Consider the following 19,096-nt stretch of genomic DNA (forward strand, 5'->3'; position numbering starts at 1 on the left):
ATACGACCTCTCCCACTCGGAAGAGGTGAAACGGGGCTTTATGCGTCACACGATCCCGGATCTTCGCTACGCTCCGTCCAGGATGACCACTTTACGTCATGCCCGGCCCTGTGCCGGCCATCCCGACCGGATCAAGCCCGGGGAGGTGATGACGTGGTGCACATGATGGTGGCGATCGCTTTCACGCCCGCCTCCCCTTGCGTCCCGCAGCGCGCCCGTACCCCACCGCCTCGCGCTTCTCGTCGTCGGACAGGAAGGTCGCGGCCGAGACGCGGCGCCAGAGGCTTTCGCGTTCGTCGGCGAGCGCCTCGATGGCGTCGAGGTCGGGTTCGAGCCGCAGCGTTTCGCCGAAAGCCGGACCGAGCCAGTGCGACAGCGATTCCGCCGTGCGCTTCACGAGCGGAATCACCGTCTGCCGATAGAAGGCGCGGTTGGCTTCGGCGTAATTCGCATGCGTACTGTCGCCGGGAAGGCCGAGCAGCAGAGGCGGCACGCCGAAGGCGAGCGCGATCTCCCTTGCCGCGGCAGCCTTCGCCTCGACGAAGTCCATGTCCTTCGGCGAGAGCGAGAGCGGCCTCCAATCCAGCCCGCCTTCGAGGAGCAGCGGACGGCCCGCATTGCCGGCGCCCTGATAGTTGGTTTCGAGTTCGCCTTTGAGCCTGTCAAATTGCGCGTCGGTGAGCGTCGAACCGCCGACGACGAGAGCGCCGGAGGGGCGCGCAGCGTTGTCGAGGAGCGCCTTGTTCCAAGCGCCCGCCGCATTGTGGATGTCGAGCGCAGTCGCGGCCGCCTCCATGGGCGAGAGACCGTAGTGGTCGTCCGCCGGATGGAACAACGTGAGATGCAGGATCGGCGGCAACGTCTCGTCGTCGTGGATGGCGAAGCGCACGGTCTGCGCGCCGACCGCATATTCGTAAGCGACCGGCCAGCCGTCTGCATCCGGCACAACGCGCATCCGGTCGGGCCTCAGGCAGTAGAGTTCGTGCGGCGCACCGTCGAGGCTCACTGCTTCCACATAGGCGTTGCCGGACACCATGAGGTGGCCGTAGAGGCTCTCCAGAAAGCGCTGTCCGGTCTCGCGGGCATTCGGCCGTGAGAGCAAGGCGAGCAGCGGATGCGCCGACAGCTCCCGGTCCTCGCTCTTGAGCACCAGCGGCAGCGATGCCGCCGCCTCGCTTACGAGCCTCACGGCGCGATACACGATCGCGTTCTTCTGAAAGCCCTCGCGGGACAGTGCCGCGTAATCGCGCGGCGTCCACACGGCGCGCCCGGCGACATACAGCGCGATGGCGCTTTGCACGCGCGAAGCCTTGGCCTCGGGCGGCGCCTGAAGCCAGCGGGTCAGTCGATTGAGCATGGAAAACTCCTACCCGAAAAGGGCATGAAGGGATAAAAGTAAACCGTAATCCGCAGACGTCATGGCCGACCTTGTGCCGGCCATCTCGATCCCAAAAGGCTCGGCGTTTCATTCAATCGGGATCACCGGCACAAGGCCCGTGATGACGTCGAGTGTGTCATCACGGTCCGAGACAAGCATCCCATCTGCGCTACACTGGCACATCTCTGCCTTCGCGCGATTCAGATTGCCAACAACTTCCGCATGCGATGCCGAAGGAGCAGGCAATTCCTGCCCCATTGTCATTGGGCGGTCACAACTCATGCGGTAATCTTCAGATGTTGCGGGGCATCCGGCGACATTCACGCGCCAGCCGAGCTGGTCCCCCCACTTGGCTGGCGCGACCATCAGTTTCACGAGCTCTGTCGTCCTGATCGTTTATTCGGGACGGCATGAGGAAGATGGCGGGGCGGATCGGCACGGATGGACTGCCATCCGCCCCAGCCTTCAGGCGAACGGCCCCCATTCCTGATCTCCGAACGGTTCCCTCGTCGAGGCTTGAAACATCGCGCTCGAAAGGGGTGTCCACTTTCGGGCCTTGATGCCCCAAAGACTCACTCCATGAGAGGACGTTGATGATCGCACGAAGCCGCATAGCTTATGCACCGTGGCTCCGTCTCTTGCCCCTACGGGAGTCACGGCGCCCCGGCTGGAGACGTGCGTGAACGCCGTGCTTCGGCTGGGGCGTTTTTTTCACGCTATCTGCAATCGGTTATGACTATCGCATTCCTCTCCTCTCGACCTCATCCTGAGGAGCCGCGTCAGCGGCGTCTCGAAGGAGGTTCCAGAGAACACGGGAAGCGCCCTCGTCCTTCGAGACGCCGCCGTCGGCGGCCCTCAGGATGAGGGCTTAGAAAGCAGGGAGCAGAAAGCCGAAACCGCACATCCATCACAACACCCGCACGCGCGGCTGCCGCTTCTCCCGCAGCATCAATTCGGTCAGGGCCCAGACGAGCGCGTCCATGCGGTCGGGCGAGCGGCCGGAGGTGAGACCGCCGGGGCCGAAATCGCAGAGTTCATCCTCGAGCTCCGGCAGCGCCCCCACGTGGCGCACGCGGCTCTGCGCGTAGAGCACGGAGACCGGCTCGGCGCGCAGGTATTTGCCGCGCGTCGCGCGTACGCCGATGACGGGCACCGACGGGTCGACCTCGCGGATCACGCCGGTCGCCATCTCGCCGCCCTGATTCGTCTCGACGACGAGCGCATCGGCCTCGAGCCTTCGGTAGAGCGCCACGGCCTTCGCGGCCCATTCCGGCGGCTTCAGGTGTGCGGCCGTCGCATCCTCGAGCACATAGGCGATGCCGCTCTCGTCCATGCCGGCCGCGACGATCCCGCAGGAATCGGCGCGTTTCGACGATGAGGCGGGCGGATCGACGGCAACGACGATGCGAACAAGCGCCGGCGCGACGGAAACCCGGTTCGCCTCGATCACGTCGCGGGTCCACAAGGCGTCCGGACGATCCTCGATGATGTCGCCGTCGAGTTCCTGCCGCCCGAGACGCGTGCCCGCATAGCGGCGCATGACCGTATCGAGAAAGGCCGGCGCCAGGTTCTCCGCATTGTCGGATGTGCGCACGCGCGACACCGCCACCGATGGATCGGCGAGGAAACGCTTGATGAGCGGGATCGGCCGCGGTGTCGTCGTCACCATCTGGCGCGGATGTGCTCCGAGGCGAAGGCCGAATTGCAGCATGTCCCAAGTCTCCTCCACGTGCTTCCACTTGGCCAGCTCGTCGGCCCAGGCGGCATCGAACTGGGGGCCGCGAAGGGAATCAGGATCCTCGGCCGAGAACACATGCGCCAAGGCGCCGTTTGCCCATTCGAGCTTGCGCAGGGACGGCGACCATGCGGGACGTTCACGGCGACCGTGGATGGAGAGAATGCCCGCAGGCCCTTCCACCATCACGTTGCGCGCATCGGCAAACGTCTCGCCGATCAGTGCGATGCGCCGGGACGATTGATGGGCGAAATCGGGCGCACCCAGTGCTATGCCGCGCACCCATTCGGCGCCGGTGCGGGTCTTGCCCGCCCCTCGCCCGCCGAGAATCAGCCACGTCGTCCAGGGATCGTGCGTGCGCGCGAGGCCGGGCAGTCGCTGCTCGGGGCGGCAGCGGACAGGCCAATGGCGCAGAACCTGTTCGAAATCGTGTTCAGACCAGGATGCCGTCGCATCCGCGAGCCTCCTCTTCCGCAATAACCCGGTTAAGATGGTGAGCAAGTTCGTCGCGCAGCTCGTGGAGGCTGCGTCTTGGTTTGTCATGATGCTCGCAGTCATCGAGCGGTGAGCCTTCCTGTTCAAGAAGGGCCCGGGCGGCCGCCAGCGTCTTGGCATAGGAGGCGAGCCGTCGGGCCGTCTTGTCGTGATCCTTGGCGCGTCCGGTGCGCTGCTCGTCCATGAGCGCGTCGATCTGCACCCGGGTCGCCTGGGCGAGAGCCCGGGCCGCATCGTTCACGGACGCTTCGGCGGCCTTATGAAGGCCCGCAGCGCCGCCCTTATCCTTCGCGGCCTTGCTCAAGGCGTTCTCCTCGAGCGCGGCCTGGCGCGATGGCCAACCCCAGCGCTGGCGCATCCGCACGAAGGTGCCTGCGCTGACACCGAGAAATTTCTGGATGTCAGGCAGATGCTTGCTCGGCTCGCGGGCATAGATCTCCCAAGCCTGCCGCCTCTGCTCGTCGGTGATTTCGATTCTCTGGGGCATGTTCAAGCCAACAAAAAACCGCCCAGGCGGAGGCGCTGGGCGGTGAAGGGACACCGAAACCGTGATGCGGGGGCTGCATTCACACTTCGTCAGTGTTCACGTTTTGTACTCTAGGAGCGTCACGCTGTCAAGGTAATTCTGAAACATTCTGAAAATCCGGGCCCGGCGGGGATTTGCTCGATCTCCTTCTGCCCTTCGCTCGGCTTGATCCACAGCCCACGAGCGCCAGACAACGACCAATCACATCCACTAAGGCTTTTACGGACAATTCGGAGCCTCTCGCTCACCAGAAGCTCACATCGACCGTGATCATCTCGTGATCCGACACGGCCCTGCCCTCCCCGTCCCGCGCCGGGACGACCTGCGGATTTGCCGCCGCAAGGCCGCGCACGACCAGCCAGTCGAGCTTTCCGAAAGGCGGCTCGTGCTTGTTCGTCGGCCCCGGCGTCTGAGTCGGCAGCGCGAGATTCGCATGCTGCCACTCGAAGCCAGCATCGCGCAGGTCGGCGAACAGAGGCTCATCTCGCTCGGGCGCCGAGAGCAGGAGGTCCCTGTCGTCCTCCCCACGCGGCAAAGCCTTGGTGTTGAAATCGCCGCCGATCACGCAGGGCTCGTGAGGAGCGATCGTGTCGAGAGCCCGCAGAAGGGCCTGGATTTGCGCCCGACGATCCGCCGAATCGGACTTGCTTTCAAGATGGGTACTGACGATCCAGAGCGGCGCCGGTGCCCCGGAAACGCGGGCGGCCAGTGCGATCCGTCCGCCGATTCGCCGCTGCGTGCCCTTGAAGCCTGAGAACCACAACCCGTTCTCTTCGAGCGGAATCAGGTGCGGCGCCTCGAGGCCCAATGCGGACACGATGGCATTGCCATGGAGGCTGCAGGCATTGTGCTCGCCCGCATGGGCGCGAATCTCCTCTCGGTCTCCGAGGTCGAGTTCCACGAATTCGACGCCGTAGAGATAGCCCTCTCCCGTCCCGGCGATGAGATCGCGGATGTTATGCGTGTTCCCGGACCGCGCCATGCCGAGATCGACTTCGCTGAGCAGGGCGATGTCGGCGCCGGCCCGGCTCATGAGATGGCGAACCGCCGGCCGATCTTTCAGTCGCTCCGTATTGAACGCCGCAATTCTCAGCGAACCGGGCCATGGAAGCGGCCGCGTCGGCGGCCCTTGCTCGATGGCGCGAAAGGCAGGGATGCGCGAGAGGAACGCCCGGTGGGCATCCTCGCCCCGGGGCTCGGCCCGCCGCGCATCCCCCAATATCGAGGCCTCCGGAGCATGAAGTTTCGGGACAACCTGACGGATGACAGGGCGCATGGAACGAACGGTTCGAAAAAAGATTTACCGAAAGTCTGGAATTAGGGCATTTTGCACTTGCCGTAACGGCATGCCTCAGGAATCTTTCCGCCCGAGCTTAGGAACTTATTGGGACCTAAGCCGTTATGTGTGCGCATCAAGCTTTGCAGGGGAGAAGGCCCATGATCTTTTGGGCTGCTGTTTCCGCGCTCGCCATGGGCGCTTTCGCTTATGTGGGCGACCCCTCCTCCATTCTCGTCAGCGTGGCCGAGATCGGCGGCGTCATTGCCCTGTTCATGCTGATCTGCGCCGCGGAAGCCTTCAGCATTCCGAAGAACCCGAGCTTCGACAAGGGCCGGACCCATACGGAAGCCTGATTTTCGCAGGATCGGACGAAGTGAAGCCATCGGGCAGGCTGCAAGGCGCCCAGAAGACGGAACTACCGCGGCGTCATTGAAATGTAGAAGCGTTGCTATAAATGACGTTTCGTGATTACGTTTCATAAATGACCATGCCCGGCACCGCTTTGACTTCAACCGTCGATCTGGAGCAGCTCACCGGCGACTTCGCCGCCTCTGTTTCCGAGCGACCGAAAGGCGCATTCGACAGCGCCCTGCAACAGGCCCTTGCACACACGATCGAAGCGAAGGTGCAGGCCCAGCTCTCCGTGGTGCTGGAAGGCATCGGGGATGCATTCTATTCCCTCGATACCCAGTGGCGGTTCAGCTACATCAACCGCGCGGCCGAGAGTTACTTCGGCGTTCCTCGCCATGACTTGCTGCGCAAGATGATCTGGGACGTGTTCCCTGAATCCGAAGGCACGGATCTGCGGCGGCGCTATGAGGAGGTCTTTGCCACGGGGCAGCCCCTGTCTTTCGAGTCCGAAGCAGTGGGACGCCAGGGACATTACCTGGAATTCCACGTCTTCCCCTATAACGGGGGTCTCGGCGTCAGCTTTCGCGACTGGACAGACCGCCGTCGCGCCGAGGAGGAGCTGCGCGAGAGCCAGGCGCGGCTCAGCTCCCTGACGGACAATGCGCCCGCCTGCATGTTCTACCAGCTCAACGATGCGGCGGATTACAAGGACCGCAAGCTCCTCTACATCTCGAAGACCTGCGAGCAGGTGAACGGCATCCCGGCCGAGAAGGTGCAGGCCGACCTCTCCCTCCTCTATGAACTCGTTCTGCCCCAGTACCGCGAGCGGATGCTGGCCAAGGAGGTCGAAGCCGTTCGCGAACACAAGGCATTCGACATGGAATTCGAGATGCGCCACGGGAAGACCGGGGAAATCCGCTGGCATCGCCTGATCGTGACGCCCCGCCAGTTGCCGAACGGCAGCCACGTCTGGGATGGCCTTCAGATCGACATCACGGATCACAAACGCGCCGAGGAGGAAATGCGCGAGCGCCAGGCGCAGATCAGCGCCCTGGCCGACAATCTCCCCCTCGGCATGGTCTATCAGATGGATAACGGCGTCGGCTACGAGGGCCGGCGCTTCATCTACGTCTCCGCCAGTTGCGAGCGGCTGAACGGCATCCCGGCTGACATGGTCCCCAAGGATCAGAGTCTTCTCTTCAATCTCATCCTCCCCGAGTTCCGCGAGCCGGTCTATCGTGCGCAGGTGGAAGCGCATGCCCAGCTCAAGCCGCTCGACCTCGAGTTCGCCATCCGCCATGCCAAGACCGGCGAGATCCGCTGGCAGCGCATCGTCGATGCGCCCCGCAAGCTTCCGAACGGCAATATCGTCTGGGATGGAATCCAGCTCGACATCACCGATCAGAAGCGCGCGGAAGAGCATCAGCGGCTTCTGCTCAACGAGCTCAATCACCGGGTGAAGAACACGCTCGCCACGGTCCAGTCCCTCGCGGCGCAAAGCTTTCGCAGCATAGGGGCACAGAGCATCGAGGTCCTTCCTGCCGCCTGCGCCAGTTTCGAGGCGCGCCTCTTCGCCCTCGCCCGGGCCCATGACGTGCTGACGCGGGAGAACTGGGAAGGAGCCGACTTTTCAGACGTTCTGGCCGAGGCGTGCACACCCTACCGGACCAACGAGGCGGAGTGCCGCCGCATCGAGATCGAAGGGCCGGACCTTCGGGTTTCGCCGTCGATCGCCCTCAGCTTCTCCATGGTCCTGCACGAGCTTTTCACCAATGCCCTCAAGTACGGGGCCTTGAGAAACGCATCGGGCGGCGTCCGCATCTCCTGGTCGATCATCGCCGGTTCGCCAGGCTCGCGCCTGTCGATGCGCTGGGAAGAACGTGGCGGCCCTCCGGTGGAGCCTCCGTCCCGCAAGGGTTTCGGGTCGCGTCTCATCCAGGACGGCTTGGCCCGGGAGCTGAACGGCACCGTCGTGCTTAACTACGATCCGGACGGGGTCATCTGCACCGTCGACGTGCCGCTTTCCTGAGCAGGACGAAGCACGTTTTCAAAAGGCGCATAGATCATTAGTCGATAGAGCCGTCAGGCTTCTTGCGAACGCAACCTAATTTAGTGTCAATAGGGCGCAAGTGGCGAAAGTCACGGTCAAGAGCCAAGTGACGAATGTCACGATCCAGAGAGGAAAAAGCGATGAAACGTCGTCAGTTTATGCAGGCCGCCGCGGTGGGTGCCGCCGCGACCGCAGTGGCCGCCCCGGCCATCGCCCAGTCGATGCCCGAGTTGAAGTGGCGCCTGCAATCAGGCTTCCCCAAGTCCCTCGACACCATCTACGGCGCGGCCGAAGTGATCTCCAAGTTCGTCTCCGAGGCGACGGACGGCAAGTTCCAGATCCAGCCCTTCGCGGCCGGTGAAATCGTCGGCCAGCCTCAGATCGCCGACGCCGTCGGCAACGGCACGGTCGAGCTTGGTCATACCTGCTCCTATTACTATTTCGGCAAGGATCCGACCTTCGCCCTCGGCACGGCGGCCCCCTTCGGCCTGAATGCCCGCCAGATGAACGCCTGGCTCTACCAGGGCGGCGGCAACGACCTGCTGAACGAGTTCTACGCCAAGCACAACCTCTACGGCATGCCCGCCGGCAACACCGGCGTGCAGATGGGCGGCTGGTACCGTAAGGAGATCAAGACCGTCGAGGACCTGAAGGGCCTGAAGATCCGCATCGCCGGCATCGCCGGCCTCGTGATGCAGAAGCTCGGCGCCGTGCCGCAGCAGATCCCCGGCGGCGACATCTATCCGTCGCTCGAGCGCGGCACCATCGACGCCGCCGAGTGGGTCGGCCCCTACGACGACGAGAAGCTCGGCTTCTCGAAAGTCGCGCCGTACTACTACTATCCGGGCTTCTGGGAGGGTGGTCCCGCAATCCATCTCTTCGTCAACCAGGGCAAGTGGAAAGAACTCCCGAAGTCGTACCAGGCAATCCTGACCGCAGCCGCCGGCTATGCCAACAACGACATGCTGGCCAAGTACGACGCCAGGAACCCCGCCGCCCTGCGCCGCCTGCTCGGATCCGGCACGCAGCTGCGTCCGTTCTCGCAGGAAATCCTCGAGGCCGCCTACAAGGCAACCAATGAGGTCTTCGACGAAGTCTCGGCCAAGAACGCCGACTTCAAGAAGGTCATCGACGCGGTCAAGGCTTTCCGGAACGAAGAATACCTCTGGTTCCAAGTGGCCGAATACGCCTATGATACCTTCATGATCCGCGCCCGTGCTCGCGGCTGATCTCACTTAAGATCAATCTTCAAAAGGGCGACCGGAAGGTCGCCCTTTTTTGTTGGCCGCATCGTCCCCACATGAGTTCATCCGGAGCAAGTTACTGTCCCTGACGGCTCCAACCCTACGGCAAGCCCTTCCTTCCATTCAAAGGCACGACCTGAACGATGCGCTGGACTTTGCGGATCAGCTTTCTCCTCTTTCTGGCTTGGGCCATCTTCATGGTCTCACCCTTCGTCGCGCTCTACGACTTGTCCAAAGCTGTCGAAGCCAAGGATATCGACCGGATCACGGAGCGGGTGAACTTCAACGCGCTTCGCGCCTCCCTCGCCCGCCAGATTCTCGGCCAGTTCCTGAAGACGCAGGATCTTGGAGGGCTCGACCCGCAAACAGCCGCTCAGGCCGGAACCGCAACGCTCAACCCTGTTCTCGAGGAACTCATCACGCCGCAGGCTCTCATCGACCTTCTCGACGACGGGCAATTGCAGCAATCCGGCGGGGCGGCGGTCGCCAACGGGCTTTTCTTTCCTCTGCGCTTCGATGCCGCGTCTTTCGAAAAAGCTTGGCGGACATTCATCCTGTCGGAGACGCAAGGTTTCCGCGCCATCACCATCCCGCTTCCGGCGGACGAGCAGAAGGATCGGCAGTTCAGGATCACGCTCCGCCTGAGCAGCGCCACATGGCGACTGACCGGAATAGAACTTCCCGAGACACTTAGAAAAGAATTGACCAAGCGCGCGGCAGCCGCGACGAAGTAGAAGATCCCGCCTCTACTCTGTTCCAGGAACCTTGAACATAACGAGGGCGTTCTCTGTCAGAGCAACATCCGATGCAGTAACGAGTTATGCGTAAAGTTGCTTTCATCATCACCGCCGCTTCTCTTTCAATTGTCCCACAACTTGCTTCGGCACAGGAAGGTACGGCTGCCGGCGTTGCAACCGGAGCCGTGACGGGCGCCATCGTCGGGGCCCCGTGGGTTCCGTTGTCGGGGCGGGCGTCGGCGGCATCGCGGGAGGTTTGGCCGAGCAGAGTGCCAGGACTCAAGCTGGGCAGCATATTGTCGTGGTACCGGATGCAGCGACCACCGGTTCCATCAGGCAGCGGACCTGCTCGGTCGATGTTCACGGGAATCAGGCCTGCACGGAGCTTGTCCGATAATGCGTTGGGGATCCAAGACGCCGAAAAGCCCGCCTGAGATGACAGGCGGGCTTTTCGTTACGCGGGACTTGAACGCAAATTCCGGCACTTCCTCTTCCATGGAATAGTATTGGGAATGTTCATTAATGGATGAACAGCCAACCAACCATGGCAACAGGAAACACAGTGCCAAGAATAAAACAGATGACTTGTGAGGTCATTTCCATTCCCTCCATGACACTATAACCGCGATTACGGGAATACGTTCCGACGGAGTAAATACTTCGACAAGAACAACACGAATTAATATGTAAATACGAGAAGTGCATTAACCCCGACATCCGTCGCTCTCAGCGGAGGGAACCGAGCTCGGCCGCTTTGATTGTCACAAGGTCGAAGGTGAGGCGTAAACGATGGATGATCGAAACCGTTCCGTCCGGGGGCTTATGGGAGACGCGGAGTTCATCCGAAAGACCCTCATCGTGCTCGGGATCGGGGTGCTCGCCCTCTTGCTGTGGAAGCTCTCAGACGTTCTCCTTCTCGCTTTCGGCGCCGTCCTCGTGGCAATCCTGCTGCACGCGGCGTCAGATGCGCTCGTGCGCTACCTCAAGGTTCCTGGACGCTGGAGCCTGACTGTGGCTGCCCTGGTCATCTTCGCATTGTTCATTGCTATCATCGCGCTGTTCGGAACGCAGGTGCGATCTCAGTTCTCGAGCGTGGTTGACCAGCTTCCCCTCGCCATCGACAACTTTGCCAAGCAACTCGGCCTCGGTGCAGTCAGCGACGACCTCTCGGAGATCATGAGCAATGCGCCCGTCGGCGGAATGGCGGCCCGCCTGGCCGGGATAGGCGGCGCTATTCTCAATGGACTTGCAGACTTCGCCCTGGTGGTGCTCGCGGGCCTCTACATCGCGGCCGCGCCGCGTGTCTATGAGCAAGGCTTCGTGAAGCTCTTTCCCATCCGCCACCATGCCCGCGTGGAAAGTTCGCTGCAGGCGTCCGGACAAGCCCTGAGGCTGTGGCTCACGGCACAGTTGATCGCCATGTCCTGTGTGGCGATTCTCTCTACGATAGCCTTCTGGCTGATCGGCCTGCCCTCCGCCATCGCACTCGGTCTCATCGCAGGCTTAGCCGATTTCATCCCGTTTCTCGGCCCGATCCTGGGAGCGCTGCCTGCCGTGCTAATCGCTTTCGGCGTGAGCGGAGAGACGGCGCTCTGGACCGTTCTCGCCGTCATCGTGATTCAGCAGATCGAAGGCAACGTCATCTTTCCCCTCGTGGCGCGCAGCGTCATCAGCATTCCTCCCGCTCTGGCATTGTTCGCCATCCTGACCGGCAGCGCCCTGTTCGGCGCATTCGGCCTAATCTTCGGCTTCCCGCTGGCCGTGGTTGCTTACGTTCTGGTCAAGAAGCTCTATGTGCGCGAAACTCTCGGGGAGCACACCGTAGTCCCGGGCGAGTCTGGCAATGACAAACAGAAGGAGGCGAGCACGTAACCTTCTGATGAGCTCACAGCCTGAGCGCTGGAATACGTACCGTGTTCGATCCACCAAGGGGTTGAAGCAACGCATAGCCCAGGGAGGCTGTCATGAAGGCATATATGCTCGGTACGATTGCGCTGCTTGGAAGCCTTGCAAGCGTTCCCGCTACGGCCCAGCAGCTTCCCCGTTTCAATGTCGAGGCGACCTGCAAGGAGGCTCTGCCTCTCACACCGCAGGATACGAACCCATACGAGAGCTGCGTGAGGGACGAGACTGCGGCGGAACGACAGCTTCGGGAGATCTGGGGTGGCGCGCCCGAGGGACTGCGCACCACCTGCGCGGGGGAGGCGCAGATCGGCGGCACGCCGAGCTATGTCGACATGCTCACCTGTCTGCAGGTCGCCCAGGGGACAAATCCAACGGTCACGTCGCGCCGCCGGAACTCCCCACAATAAAACCCTGCATCCCAATCTTATGAATTAGCGCCTGCTTCTCCGCGCAATCTCAGGATTGCGGTCTTGGGATAGGGTTCGAATGACGCGGCTTCGGCTCCTGGACCAGACGGAATTGCACAGGTGGCGATTTCCAATCGGATGGCAGCTGAAGCGGAACGGTGCAGGTGGTCAGCAAGCTCCGCCCCTCGCCGTTCCGGACTTCGAATACGAGACCGGGTCGTTCCATCTGCATGCAGTTCTGCCATTGGGCGAAATCGATCCACTCGCTCATCGGCGCAACCCCATGAACTCTTATCAGAGATAAAAGTCGGCGGATTTCAGCATCGAGATGCCTGTGACGTTGATGCGGAAATCCGCAATCTTGTCGCCGTTCACATCTCCCGCCAATACAGCGCCTGTGAAGTTCAACTGACCTGCGTGGCCCGTAAAGCCTGCGCCCCCAATGAACGAGAACGCCTGATCCCCACTGCTTACGGTATTGGCATCGATGGTGCGCAGGTCGATGTGGTCGGTGCCTCGCACGAAATCCTGGATTGTATCGCGTGCACTAGAGAGAGAATCACTGCGGGAATTGAAATCGAAGATGTCCGCACCGCTGCCCCCGAAGAACGTATCGGCTCCGGCGTTGCCTTCGAGGATGTCTGCCCCGTCAAGTCCGTATAGCTTGTCCGCTCCTGCACCACCAATGAGGTGGTTTCTGCCTTCGTTTCCGGTCAATGAATCGTTGCCTGAGCCGCCCACGGCGTTCTCGATGAGAGAGCGCGTATCGCCATGATAGAGCAAGGCATTGGCAACGTTGCCGACGGCGACCTTCGAGCCGTCCCAGTTCAGTTTCGCAAGCTGAGTGTTGGATGTCTTAGTCCATTCACCAGGCCGCAAATCGATCTTGAGATTGGTTGTATAGTTCGAGAGGTTATACGTGTCGTCGCCGTCGCCATCCCAGATTGTCAGGAAGACCCTGTTCTCGCCGGGCGTCCCCTGACTTACGCCATTGATGGTCATCTCGCCCGTCGCTGGATTCCAAGCATAGGTCGAGTTGCCGCTGTTCGTGGCGTAATTTGCGCCGTACATGTGTTGCACGGCCGCGATGTCGTACATCATGAGCGACTGCGCGTATCCAAAGGGCTCATTCGTGTAGCCTGATGTCGTCGATCCTCCGACATAGGAGCGGTAACTCATGACCGTGTACTCCAGCGAGTCTCGGTCCTGCGGCATGATATTGCCTTCATGCGTATGTTCGAGCCCAAGCGTATGCCCGAGCTCGTGCAGAAAGACCATGTAGGCGTAATTGCCCTTTTCCGGGCTGGTGAAGTACCTGTTGGAGACATTGAACCAGACATCTCCGCCCTCCGCTGCCGTTGAGGGGAGATAAGCCCAAGCGGTCGGTGTCGCATCCGACATGGCCAAGCGCACATCGGCGTGCTGCTTAGACGTTTCATTCATCTGCGTGAAGGACAGGTTCGCAACGGAGGCATAGGCGTTCAATGCGTTGCGGGCGGTTGTCTGCTGAACGGAGCCGAGGCTCGCGAAGTGCGTAATGTTTTCTCCTGAGCCGTATGGATTTCCGTAGACCGATCCGCTCGTCGGAAAACTATAGGTTACGCTGTTGGCTGCCCATTTATAATCGCCAAGAACGCTGTCGATATACGCATTTCCAGCCCGGCCGAAAGTAGCAATAGCAGACATAAAACACCCTATTCGGAAATTAATCTTAAAATAAGAGATTAGAACTTATCCAAGACCGATAAGGGTTGCCTTTGAACGCGATGCTGGCAATTACTCCAAAAGAGGTATTCGTCGGTTTCGTGAGCGGATTTTATTTCGGGTACACTGCAATCATTCAGCGACTTTGCGTGTCTTCCCCTGGGAGGAGGAGATCGCGTCGGGCTTTCGCACCATCCAAGTCTGCGACGCTTTGCCCCCCGAACGTTCATTCCCCACGGAGGCTTGGATCCTCCATCGGCCAATCGGTGATCCGCTCCAGAAGCTCGGAGATGGTGAATTCTTCCTCCGGGCCGGCGACCCGGTCGCGCACGGAGATCCCTGCTGCATGAACCGTCTCGGGGTCCCCTGAAACCAGCGGGTGCCACCAATAGAGATCGTGTCCCTCAGCCAGCAGCCTGTATGCGCAGGTATTTGGCAGCCAGGAGAGGCTCCGCACGGCCTGTGGCGTCAGGCGCACGCAGTCGGCCACCTTGGCCTGGCGGTTCGTATAATCTCGACAGCGACAGGTCTGGTCATTCAGGAGGGTGCAGCCTACATCCGTGTACATCACCTCAGCCGTATCCTCGTCCTCGAGCTTGACGAGACAGCAGCGACCGCAGCCGTCGCACAAGCTCTCCCACTCGTCCGAGGCCATGGCTTCGAGCGGCTTCACGCGCCAGAAGGGTTGCTCTTCCGGCTGAGGGAGAGCGAGGGGTGCGGCATTTGGCATGTGGGCGCTTTGACGTCTCTTTGAGGCGGTTTGAGGGAAGGTGCTCGGCCGCACAACGGGGCGGCCTATCCTTCGGAAGAGGTAAATCTCTGTGAACCTACAAACAAGGTTCTGAGTTATATATATATCGGCATCGCCACGCTTCGGCATTGCCGATAAGACATTCGAAGATCATAAACTAGACAGGTCAGGCCCCGACCTGCTCGAGGACCGTCGTGAGTCAGAAGCCCCCAATTTCACTTATGACGCGGATCAAGCGCGGCGCGCTGTGGTTCGACGCATGGCTCAACTCGACGCTGTATCAGAGCGGACGCGGGCTGGGCAGCGCATGGGGCTGGTACACGGAGAAGATGAAGTGCCTGCGGTTTCGCGGCCCTCTTCGCGGCATCCTCGATCTGACCAGCGAGGCGACGACGCTCGGGACCGCCGGCGGCATCGTCATGCTGGCGCTTGCCCTCCCGGCCTTCCGTGAGACGGAGGACGATTGGCTCAAGACCCAGGATCTCGCCGTCACCTTCCTCGACCGCTACGGCCAGGAGGTCGGACGGCGGGGCCTGCACCTGGACGATTCCTACAAGCTTGAGGATTTCCCCGACTACATGATCAAGGCCGCGCTGGCGACGGAAGACCGGCGCTTCTACGATCACTGGGGCATCGACCCGATCGGCACGTTTCGCGCGCTCGTGGTGAACACCCAAGGCGGGGGCGTCGTGCAGGGCGGCTCGTCCATCACCCAGCAGCTGGCCAAGAACCTCTTCCTCACGAACGAGCGCTCCCTGGAGCGCAAGATCAAGGAAGCGTTCCTGGCGGTCTGGCTCGAGTTTCACCTGACGAAGGACGAGATTCTTAAGCTCTATCTCGACCGCGCCTATATGGGCGGCGGCGCCCACGGTGTCGTGGCGGCGGCGGATTATTATTTCGGCAAGCCCGCCAAGGAGTTGACCCTGGCGGAATCCGCCATGCTGGCCGGCCTGTTCAAGGCTCCGACCAAATATGCCCCGCACGTGAATCTGCCGGCGGCCCGCGCCCGGGCGAACGAGGTCCTGCGCAATATGGTCGAGGCCGGCTTCCTGACGGAAGGCCAGATCCAGACGGCACGACGCAATCCCGCAACGCCGGTCAACCGCCAGCGCGAGACGACCCCGGATTTCTATCTCGATTGGGCGTACGATCAGGTCAAGGCGATCGCTGCCCAGAAGAAGTTCGGCCACGAGCGGGTGTTGATCGTCAAGACGCCACTCGACACGGCTCTCCAGCGCCATACGGAAGAGACGCTGGAGAACATGCTCCGCCAGCATGGCCGCCAGTACCGGGCCGGCCAGGGCGCAATCGTGGTCATGGACGTGGATGGCGCCGTCCGCACCATCGTCGGCGGGCGGGATTACGGCCAGAGTCAGTTCAACCGCGCCACGGCCGGGCTCCGCCAGCCGGGCTCGTCCTTCAAGCCCTTCGTCTATGCTGCGGCCCTGACCACGAATCCGAAGCTGCGGCCCAACTCGACCGTCGTCGATCGGCCGATCTGCCTCGGAAACTGGTGTCCCCAGAACTACGGCCGCTCCTTCGCCGGCGCCATGCCTCTGGTTTCGGCGCTCGCTCGCTCCATCAACTCGATTCCGGTCCAGATGTCCGTCGAAATCGGCAAGGGCAACGCCAAGGCGGGCCGCGCCGTGATCGTCGATACGGCCAAGCGCATGGGCCTGACCCACCCGCTTACCGATTCGAGTTCGCTGCCTATCGGCGCCGCCGAGGTCACGCCCATCGACATGGCCGCCTCCTACGCGGTCTTCGCCAATGGCGGCAAGCGCGCCGATCCCTATGCCGCCTGGGAGGTCCGCACCTCTTCGGGCGAGGTAATCTACCGGCACGACCGGGACACACCGCCCAAGCAGGTGCTCGACACCCGGGTCGTGAACGACATGAATTTCATGCTCAACAAGGTGGTCGAGGAAGGCACCGGCAAGCGCGCCGCGCTGGAAGGCATTCCGACGGCAGGAAAGACCGGAACCACCAACGGCTACAAGGATGCATGGTTCGTCGGCTTCACCGGAAATCTCGTCGCCAGCGTCTGGTACGGCAACGATGATTCCCGCCCCATGAACGAGATGACCGGCGGCACGCTCCCGGCCATGACATGGCACGAAGTGATGGCCGTTGCCCACCAGAACCTGGAGATCCGCCCCATCCCTGGCGCGAGCCCGGCCAATGCTTTCCGCGTCGCCTCCTCGAAGGGACCGGCGGCCGACCAGACACCGGACCCTGCCCAATCCTTCCTGGCGGGCACTCTTTCCCGTAAGTCCTACGAGGTCCTTGGCGGCATCGGCACCCTATTCCAGTCCGTCGATCGCTCGGCCATGACAGGCAAGGCTCCGGAGGCCCCGGGCGGCTCCGCGGCTGCGGATGGCCGTCGCCAGGTAGCGATGCCCTAACGAATGCAGACAGAGGCTCACTTGACGAATGCCCCGGCGGCCGCTTCGATGCGCGCGCCATCGACCCCGTTATCGCCCGTGACCGTCAGACGCGTCCCGACAGCCATCCTCATCGTCTATGCGCTGCTTCTGGCGCTGGGACTGGGCTTGGGCTCCGCCTACTGGGCCATCAACGGCGATCCGCCCTTCGGCAGCCTGCGGCTCGGACCGTGGCAGGCGTGGCCCAAGCTCGGCTCGCCTGGGGCGGATCCCTACATGCGCGCGATCCTCGCCCGACGTGGCGATGTTCCGTTGGCGACGGGCGAAGGACTGGGCTTCACCGCCCGGACCGACAGCGATAGTCAGCCGCTCGATTCCGCCTGCACCTACACCATCGGCGCAATCGCTCCCACCGCGCGGCTCTGGACGCTGACCCTCTATGACGGAGACGGGCGCCTGCCCATCACGGAGCTTGGACGCAGGAACTTCACCTCGGTGGAAGTGCTCCGGGATTCACAGGACCGTTTCACCATCGCCCTGTCCCGCATTCTGCAGCCTGGCAACTGGCTTCAGCTTCCCGCCTCGGGGCCCTTCACGGTGTCACTGCGTCTCTACGATCCTCCGGGAGCTGCCGGAGCCAATCTCGAGGAAGCCGATTTTCCTGTCATCAAGCGTCTGGGGTGCGGAGCATGAGAGGCTTTTCCCGCTTCCTGATCGCCACCTTCTGCGGCATCGTGATTGCCGCAGGGATTCACATCGTGGCGATCCTTGCGAGTCCCTATCTTGCGGACCAGGATGCCTTCGCGAAGGTCCAGGCGACCCTGACCGCCGAGAAGGCACAGATCATCAGCGCGCCGGGCGGTGAGAACACCTGGCTTCCGCGACCGGACCCGGCCATCGCCGTGGCGACCTGCGCCTTCGATCTCCGCAACGGTCCCATGCGCGTCACGGCTCAGACCGGGTCGCTTCCCCTGTCCTTCTCCTTTCACAAGGAGTCGGGCGGCGTCTTCTTCGCGGTCACGGACCGTGCCGCCGTGCGGGGCGAACTTGAGATCGTCACGTTGACCGCCCGTCAGCTCGACGAGGCCCGCGCCGCCGAGGACGAGAACGATCCCTCGCGGGACGTGCGGATCGTTTCCCCCGAGCAGCAGGGCTTCGTGATCGTGCGCGTCGCCGCTCCCAGCCCGAGCCTGAGGCCTCAGGCGGAAGAGGCCGCGAAGGCGGTCTCCTGCACGGCCGAACAGGATCCCTGACCATCATGCCTTGGCGCCCTATGACGCCTGAGGATCTGGCCCAGGTGCAGGTTCTCGCGGACACGATCCACGTCGATCATCCGGAGGATTTCGAAGTGCTGGCGGAGCGTCAGCACCTCTACCCACAGGGGTGCCTCATGCTGGTCGAGGACGGGCGCGCGATCGGCTATGCGCTCTCCCATCCCTGGCACCGGGGAGAGCCGCCGCCCTTGAATAAGCTGCTCGGCAAACTCCCTGAGGCGACAAGCACCTATTACATCCACGATGTCGCCCTACTGCCGATCGCGCGGGGCAAAGGTCAGGCGGCGCAGGCGGCGAACAGGCTGATCCAAATGGCGCGCGCAGCAGGCTTCGGCAATCTTTCGCTCGTTGCCGTCAACAGGTCTCAGGCGTTCTGGGAGAGGGTCGGCTTTCGTGTGCTGGCCAAGTCGGGCCTGGAAGCGAAGCTCGCGAGTTATGGGCCGGACGCAGTGCTCATGATGCACGATCTGGCAAGCCCGAACCATGACGCCTAACGGCGTCCCATCATCATAAAATCGGAATACGATTTAGGAGCGGCGACGGCCGGGGCTGTTGGACGCCAGCGGGCGGGAGGGGCCCGGATTGGGAGAAGGCCTCTCGTAACGGACGCCCGTAAACAGCAGGATCTCGCCGCGAGGCTCATCGGCCGCCAGGATCGGGCGCTGCGGACGCTCCGTACTATCCGGAAAAGCGATCACCACTCCCGGCGATCTGGTCCAGATGTCTCGCATGTCGCCCTCCTCTATCGTGCCACTTCTGCCTCTACGCCTGACTCACAAAAAGAGATCTATGGTTAACAGTTCGTTGCCGCCGGGGTCTGCGCATCAGAAAATTGCACGCCCTGACAAGAAAACAACACTCGCTGCCGCGCTTCAG

The 19,096-nt window shown here is 62.2% G+C and carries 18 protein-coding genes; 10 read left to right on the forward strand and 8 right to left on the reverse strand.

The window, feature by feature from the left end:
* Window positions 1-181: 181 nt before the first annotated feature.
* From AB4097_RS12135 to AB4097_RS12155, 5 genes are all read right to left on the reverse strand, one after another.
* Entirely contained in the window at window positions 182-1,357 is a 1,176-nt protein-coding gene (locus tag AB4097_RS12135; protein WP_442039801.1) for a phage portal protein, read from the reverse strand.
* A gap of 108 nt (window positions 1,358-1,465) precedes the next feature.
* Window positions 1,466-1,753 carry a hypothetical protein gene (locus tag AB4097_RS12140; protein ID WP_442039803.1) on the reverse strand — a complete coding sequence of 96 codons (288 nt, stop codon included), beginning with the start codon at window positions 1,751-1,753 and terminating at the stop codon, window positions 1,466-1,468.
* Between the two features lie 532 nt (window positions 1,754-2,285).
* Complete coding sequence (locus AB4097_RS12145) at window positions 2,286-3,590, reverse strand: DNA-packaging protein (RefSeq protein WP_442039805.1); 1,305 nt, start codon at window positions 3,588-3,590, stop codon at window positions 2,286-2,288.
* On the reverse strand, window positions 3,547-4,095 hold the full coding sequence (locus AB4097_RS12150; RefSeq protein WP_442039807.1) for a hypothetical protein: 549 nt from the start codon (window positions 4,093-4,095) through the stop codon (window positions 3,547-3,549). Before AB4097_RS12150 ends, AB4097_RS12145 begins: the two co-directional genes overlap by 44 nt.
* Before the next feature lie 283 nt (window positions 4,096-4,378).
* Window positions 4,379-5,410: an endonuclease/exonuclease/phosphatase family protein gene (locus tag AB4097_RS12155; protein ID WP_442039809.1), complete on the reverse strand. Its 1,032-nt coding sequence runs from the start codon at window positions 5,408-5,410 to the stop codon at window positions 4,379-4,381.
* A 161-nt stretch (window positions 5,411-5,571) separates the two neighbouring features.
* Between AB4097_RS12155 and AB4097_RS12160 the strand changes: the two genes are divergently transcribed.
* The 6 genes from AB4097_RS12160 (at window position 5,572) to AB4097_RS12185 (ending at window position 12,107) form a co-directional block, all read left to right on the forward strand.
* Window positions 5,572-5,766: a hypothetical protein gene (locus tag AB4097_RS12160; protein WP_442039811.1), complete on the forward strand. Its 195-nt coding sequence runs from the start codon at window positions 5,572-5,574 to the stop codon at window positions 5,764-5,766.
* A gap of 128 nt (window positions 5,767-5,894) precedes the next feature.
* Window positions 5,895-7,793 (forward strand): HWE histidine kinase domain-containing protein, encoded by a 1,899-nt coding sequence (locus AB4097_RS12165; protein ID WP_442039813.1) that lies wholly within the window; start codon window positions 5,895-5,897, stop codon window positions 7,791-7,793.
* A gap of 161 nt (window positions 7,794-7,954) precedes the next feature.
* Complete coding sequence (locus AB4097_RS12170; protein ID WP_442039815.1) at window positions 7,955-9,043, forward strand: TRAP transporter substrate-binding protein; 1,089 nt, start codon at window positions 7,955-7,957, stop codon at window positions 9,041-9,043.
* Between the two features lie 158 nt (window positions 9,044-9,201).
* Entirely contained in the window at window positions 9,202-9,792 is a 591-nt protein-coding gene (locus tag AB4097_RS12175) for a DUF2939 domain-containing protein (protein WP_442039817.1), read from the forward strand.
* A 792-nt stretch (window positions 9,793-10,584) separates the two neighbouring features.
* Window positions 10,585-11,667, forward strand: a complete 1,083-nt coding sequence (locus tag AB4097_RS12180; protein WP_442039819.1) for an AI-2E family transporter — start codon at window positions 10,585-10,587, stop codon at window positions 11,665-11,667.
* A 92-nt stretch (window positions 11,668-11,759) separates the two neighbouring features.
* The gene (locus tag AB4097_RS12185) at window positions 11,760-12,107 is read left to right on the forward strand and encodes a hypothetical protein (RefSeq protein ID WP_442039821.1); all 348 of its coding nucleotides are present in this window, start codon (window positions 11,760-11,762) and stop codon (window positions 12,105-12,107) included.
* A gap of 294 nt (window positions 12,108-12,401) precedes the next feature.
* Here the strand turns inward: AB4097_RS12185 and AB4097_RS12190 are convergent, their stop codons facing one another.
* Both AB4097_RS12190 and AB4097_RS12195 read right to left on the reverse strand, forming a co-directional pair.
* Window positions 12,402-13,793, reverse strand: coding sequence for a M10 family metallopeptidase (locus AB4097_RS12190; RefSeq protein WP_442039823.1), 1,392 nt, complete (start codon window positions 13,791-13,793; stop codon window positions 12,402-12,404).
* Between the two features lie 244 nt (window positions 13,794-14,037).
* Complete coding sequence (locus AB4097_RS12195) at window positions 14,038-14,541, reverse strand: YcgN family cysteine cluster protein (protein ID WP_442039824.1); 504 nt, start codon at window positions 14,539-14,541, stop codon at window positions 14,038-14,040.
* 242 nt (window positions 14,542-14,783) lie between these two features.
* On the opposite strand from AB4097_RS12195, the gene AB4097_RS12200 reads away from it, so the two are divergent.
* Genes AB4097_RS12200 through AB4097_RS12215 form a run of 4 tightly spaced genes read left to right on the forward strand, consistent with a single transcriptional unit; the run spans window position 14,784 to window position 18,714 of the window.
* Entirely contained in the window at window positions 14,784-16,967 is a 2,184-nt protein-coding gene (locus AB4097_RS12200) for a transglycosylase domain-containing protein (protein ID WP_442039860.1), read from the forward strand.
* 21 nt (window positions 16,968-16,988) lie between these two features.
* Window positions 16,989-17,639: a DUF1214 domain-containing protein gene (locus tag AB4097_RS12205; RefSeq protein WP_442039826.1), complete on the forward strand. Its 651-nt coding sequence runs from the start codon at window positions 16,989-16,991 to the stop codon at window positions 17,637-17,639.
* Window positions 17,636-18,199, forward strand: a complete 564-nt coding sequence (locus AB4097_RS12210; protein ID WP_442039828.1) for a DUF1254 domain-containing protein — start codon at window positions 17,636-17,638, stop codon at window positions 18,197-18,199. The genes AB4097_RS12205 and AB4097_RS12210 overlap by 4 nt, the downstream gene beginning before the upstream one ends.
* A 5-nt stretch (window positions 18,200-18,204) precedes the next feature.
* Window positions 18,205-18,714: a GNAT family N-acetyltransferase gene (locus tag AB4097_RS12215; protein WP_442039830.1), complete on the forward strand. Its 510-nt coding sequence runs from the start codon at window positions 18,205-18,207 to the stop codon at window positions 18,712-18,714.
* 33 nt (window positions 18,715-18,747) lie between these two features.
* Here the strand turns inward: AB4097_RS12215 and AB4097_RS12220 are convergent, their stop codons facing one another.
* Window positions 18,748-18,951: a hypothetical protein gene (locus tag AB4097_RS12220; RefSeq protein WP_262027528.1), complete on the reverse strand. Its 204-nt coding sequence runs from the start codon at window positions 18,949-18,951 to the stop codon at window positions 18,748-18,750.
* Window positions 18,952-19,096 lie beyond the last annotated feature (145 nt).

This window comes from Microvirga sp. 2MCAF35, assembly GCF_052115545.1.
In the GTDB taxonomy this organism is placed as follows: domain Bacteria; phylum Pseudomonadota; class Alphaproteobacteria; order Rhizobiales; family Beijerinckiaceae; genus Microvirga.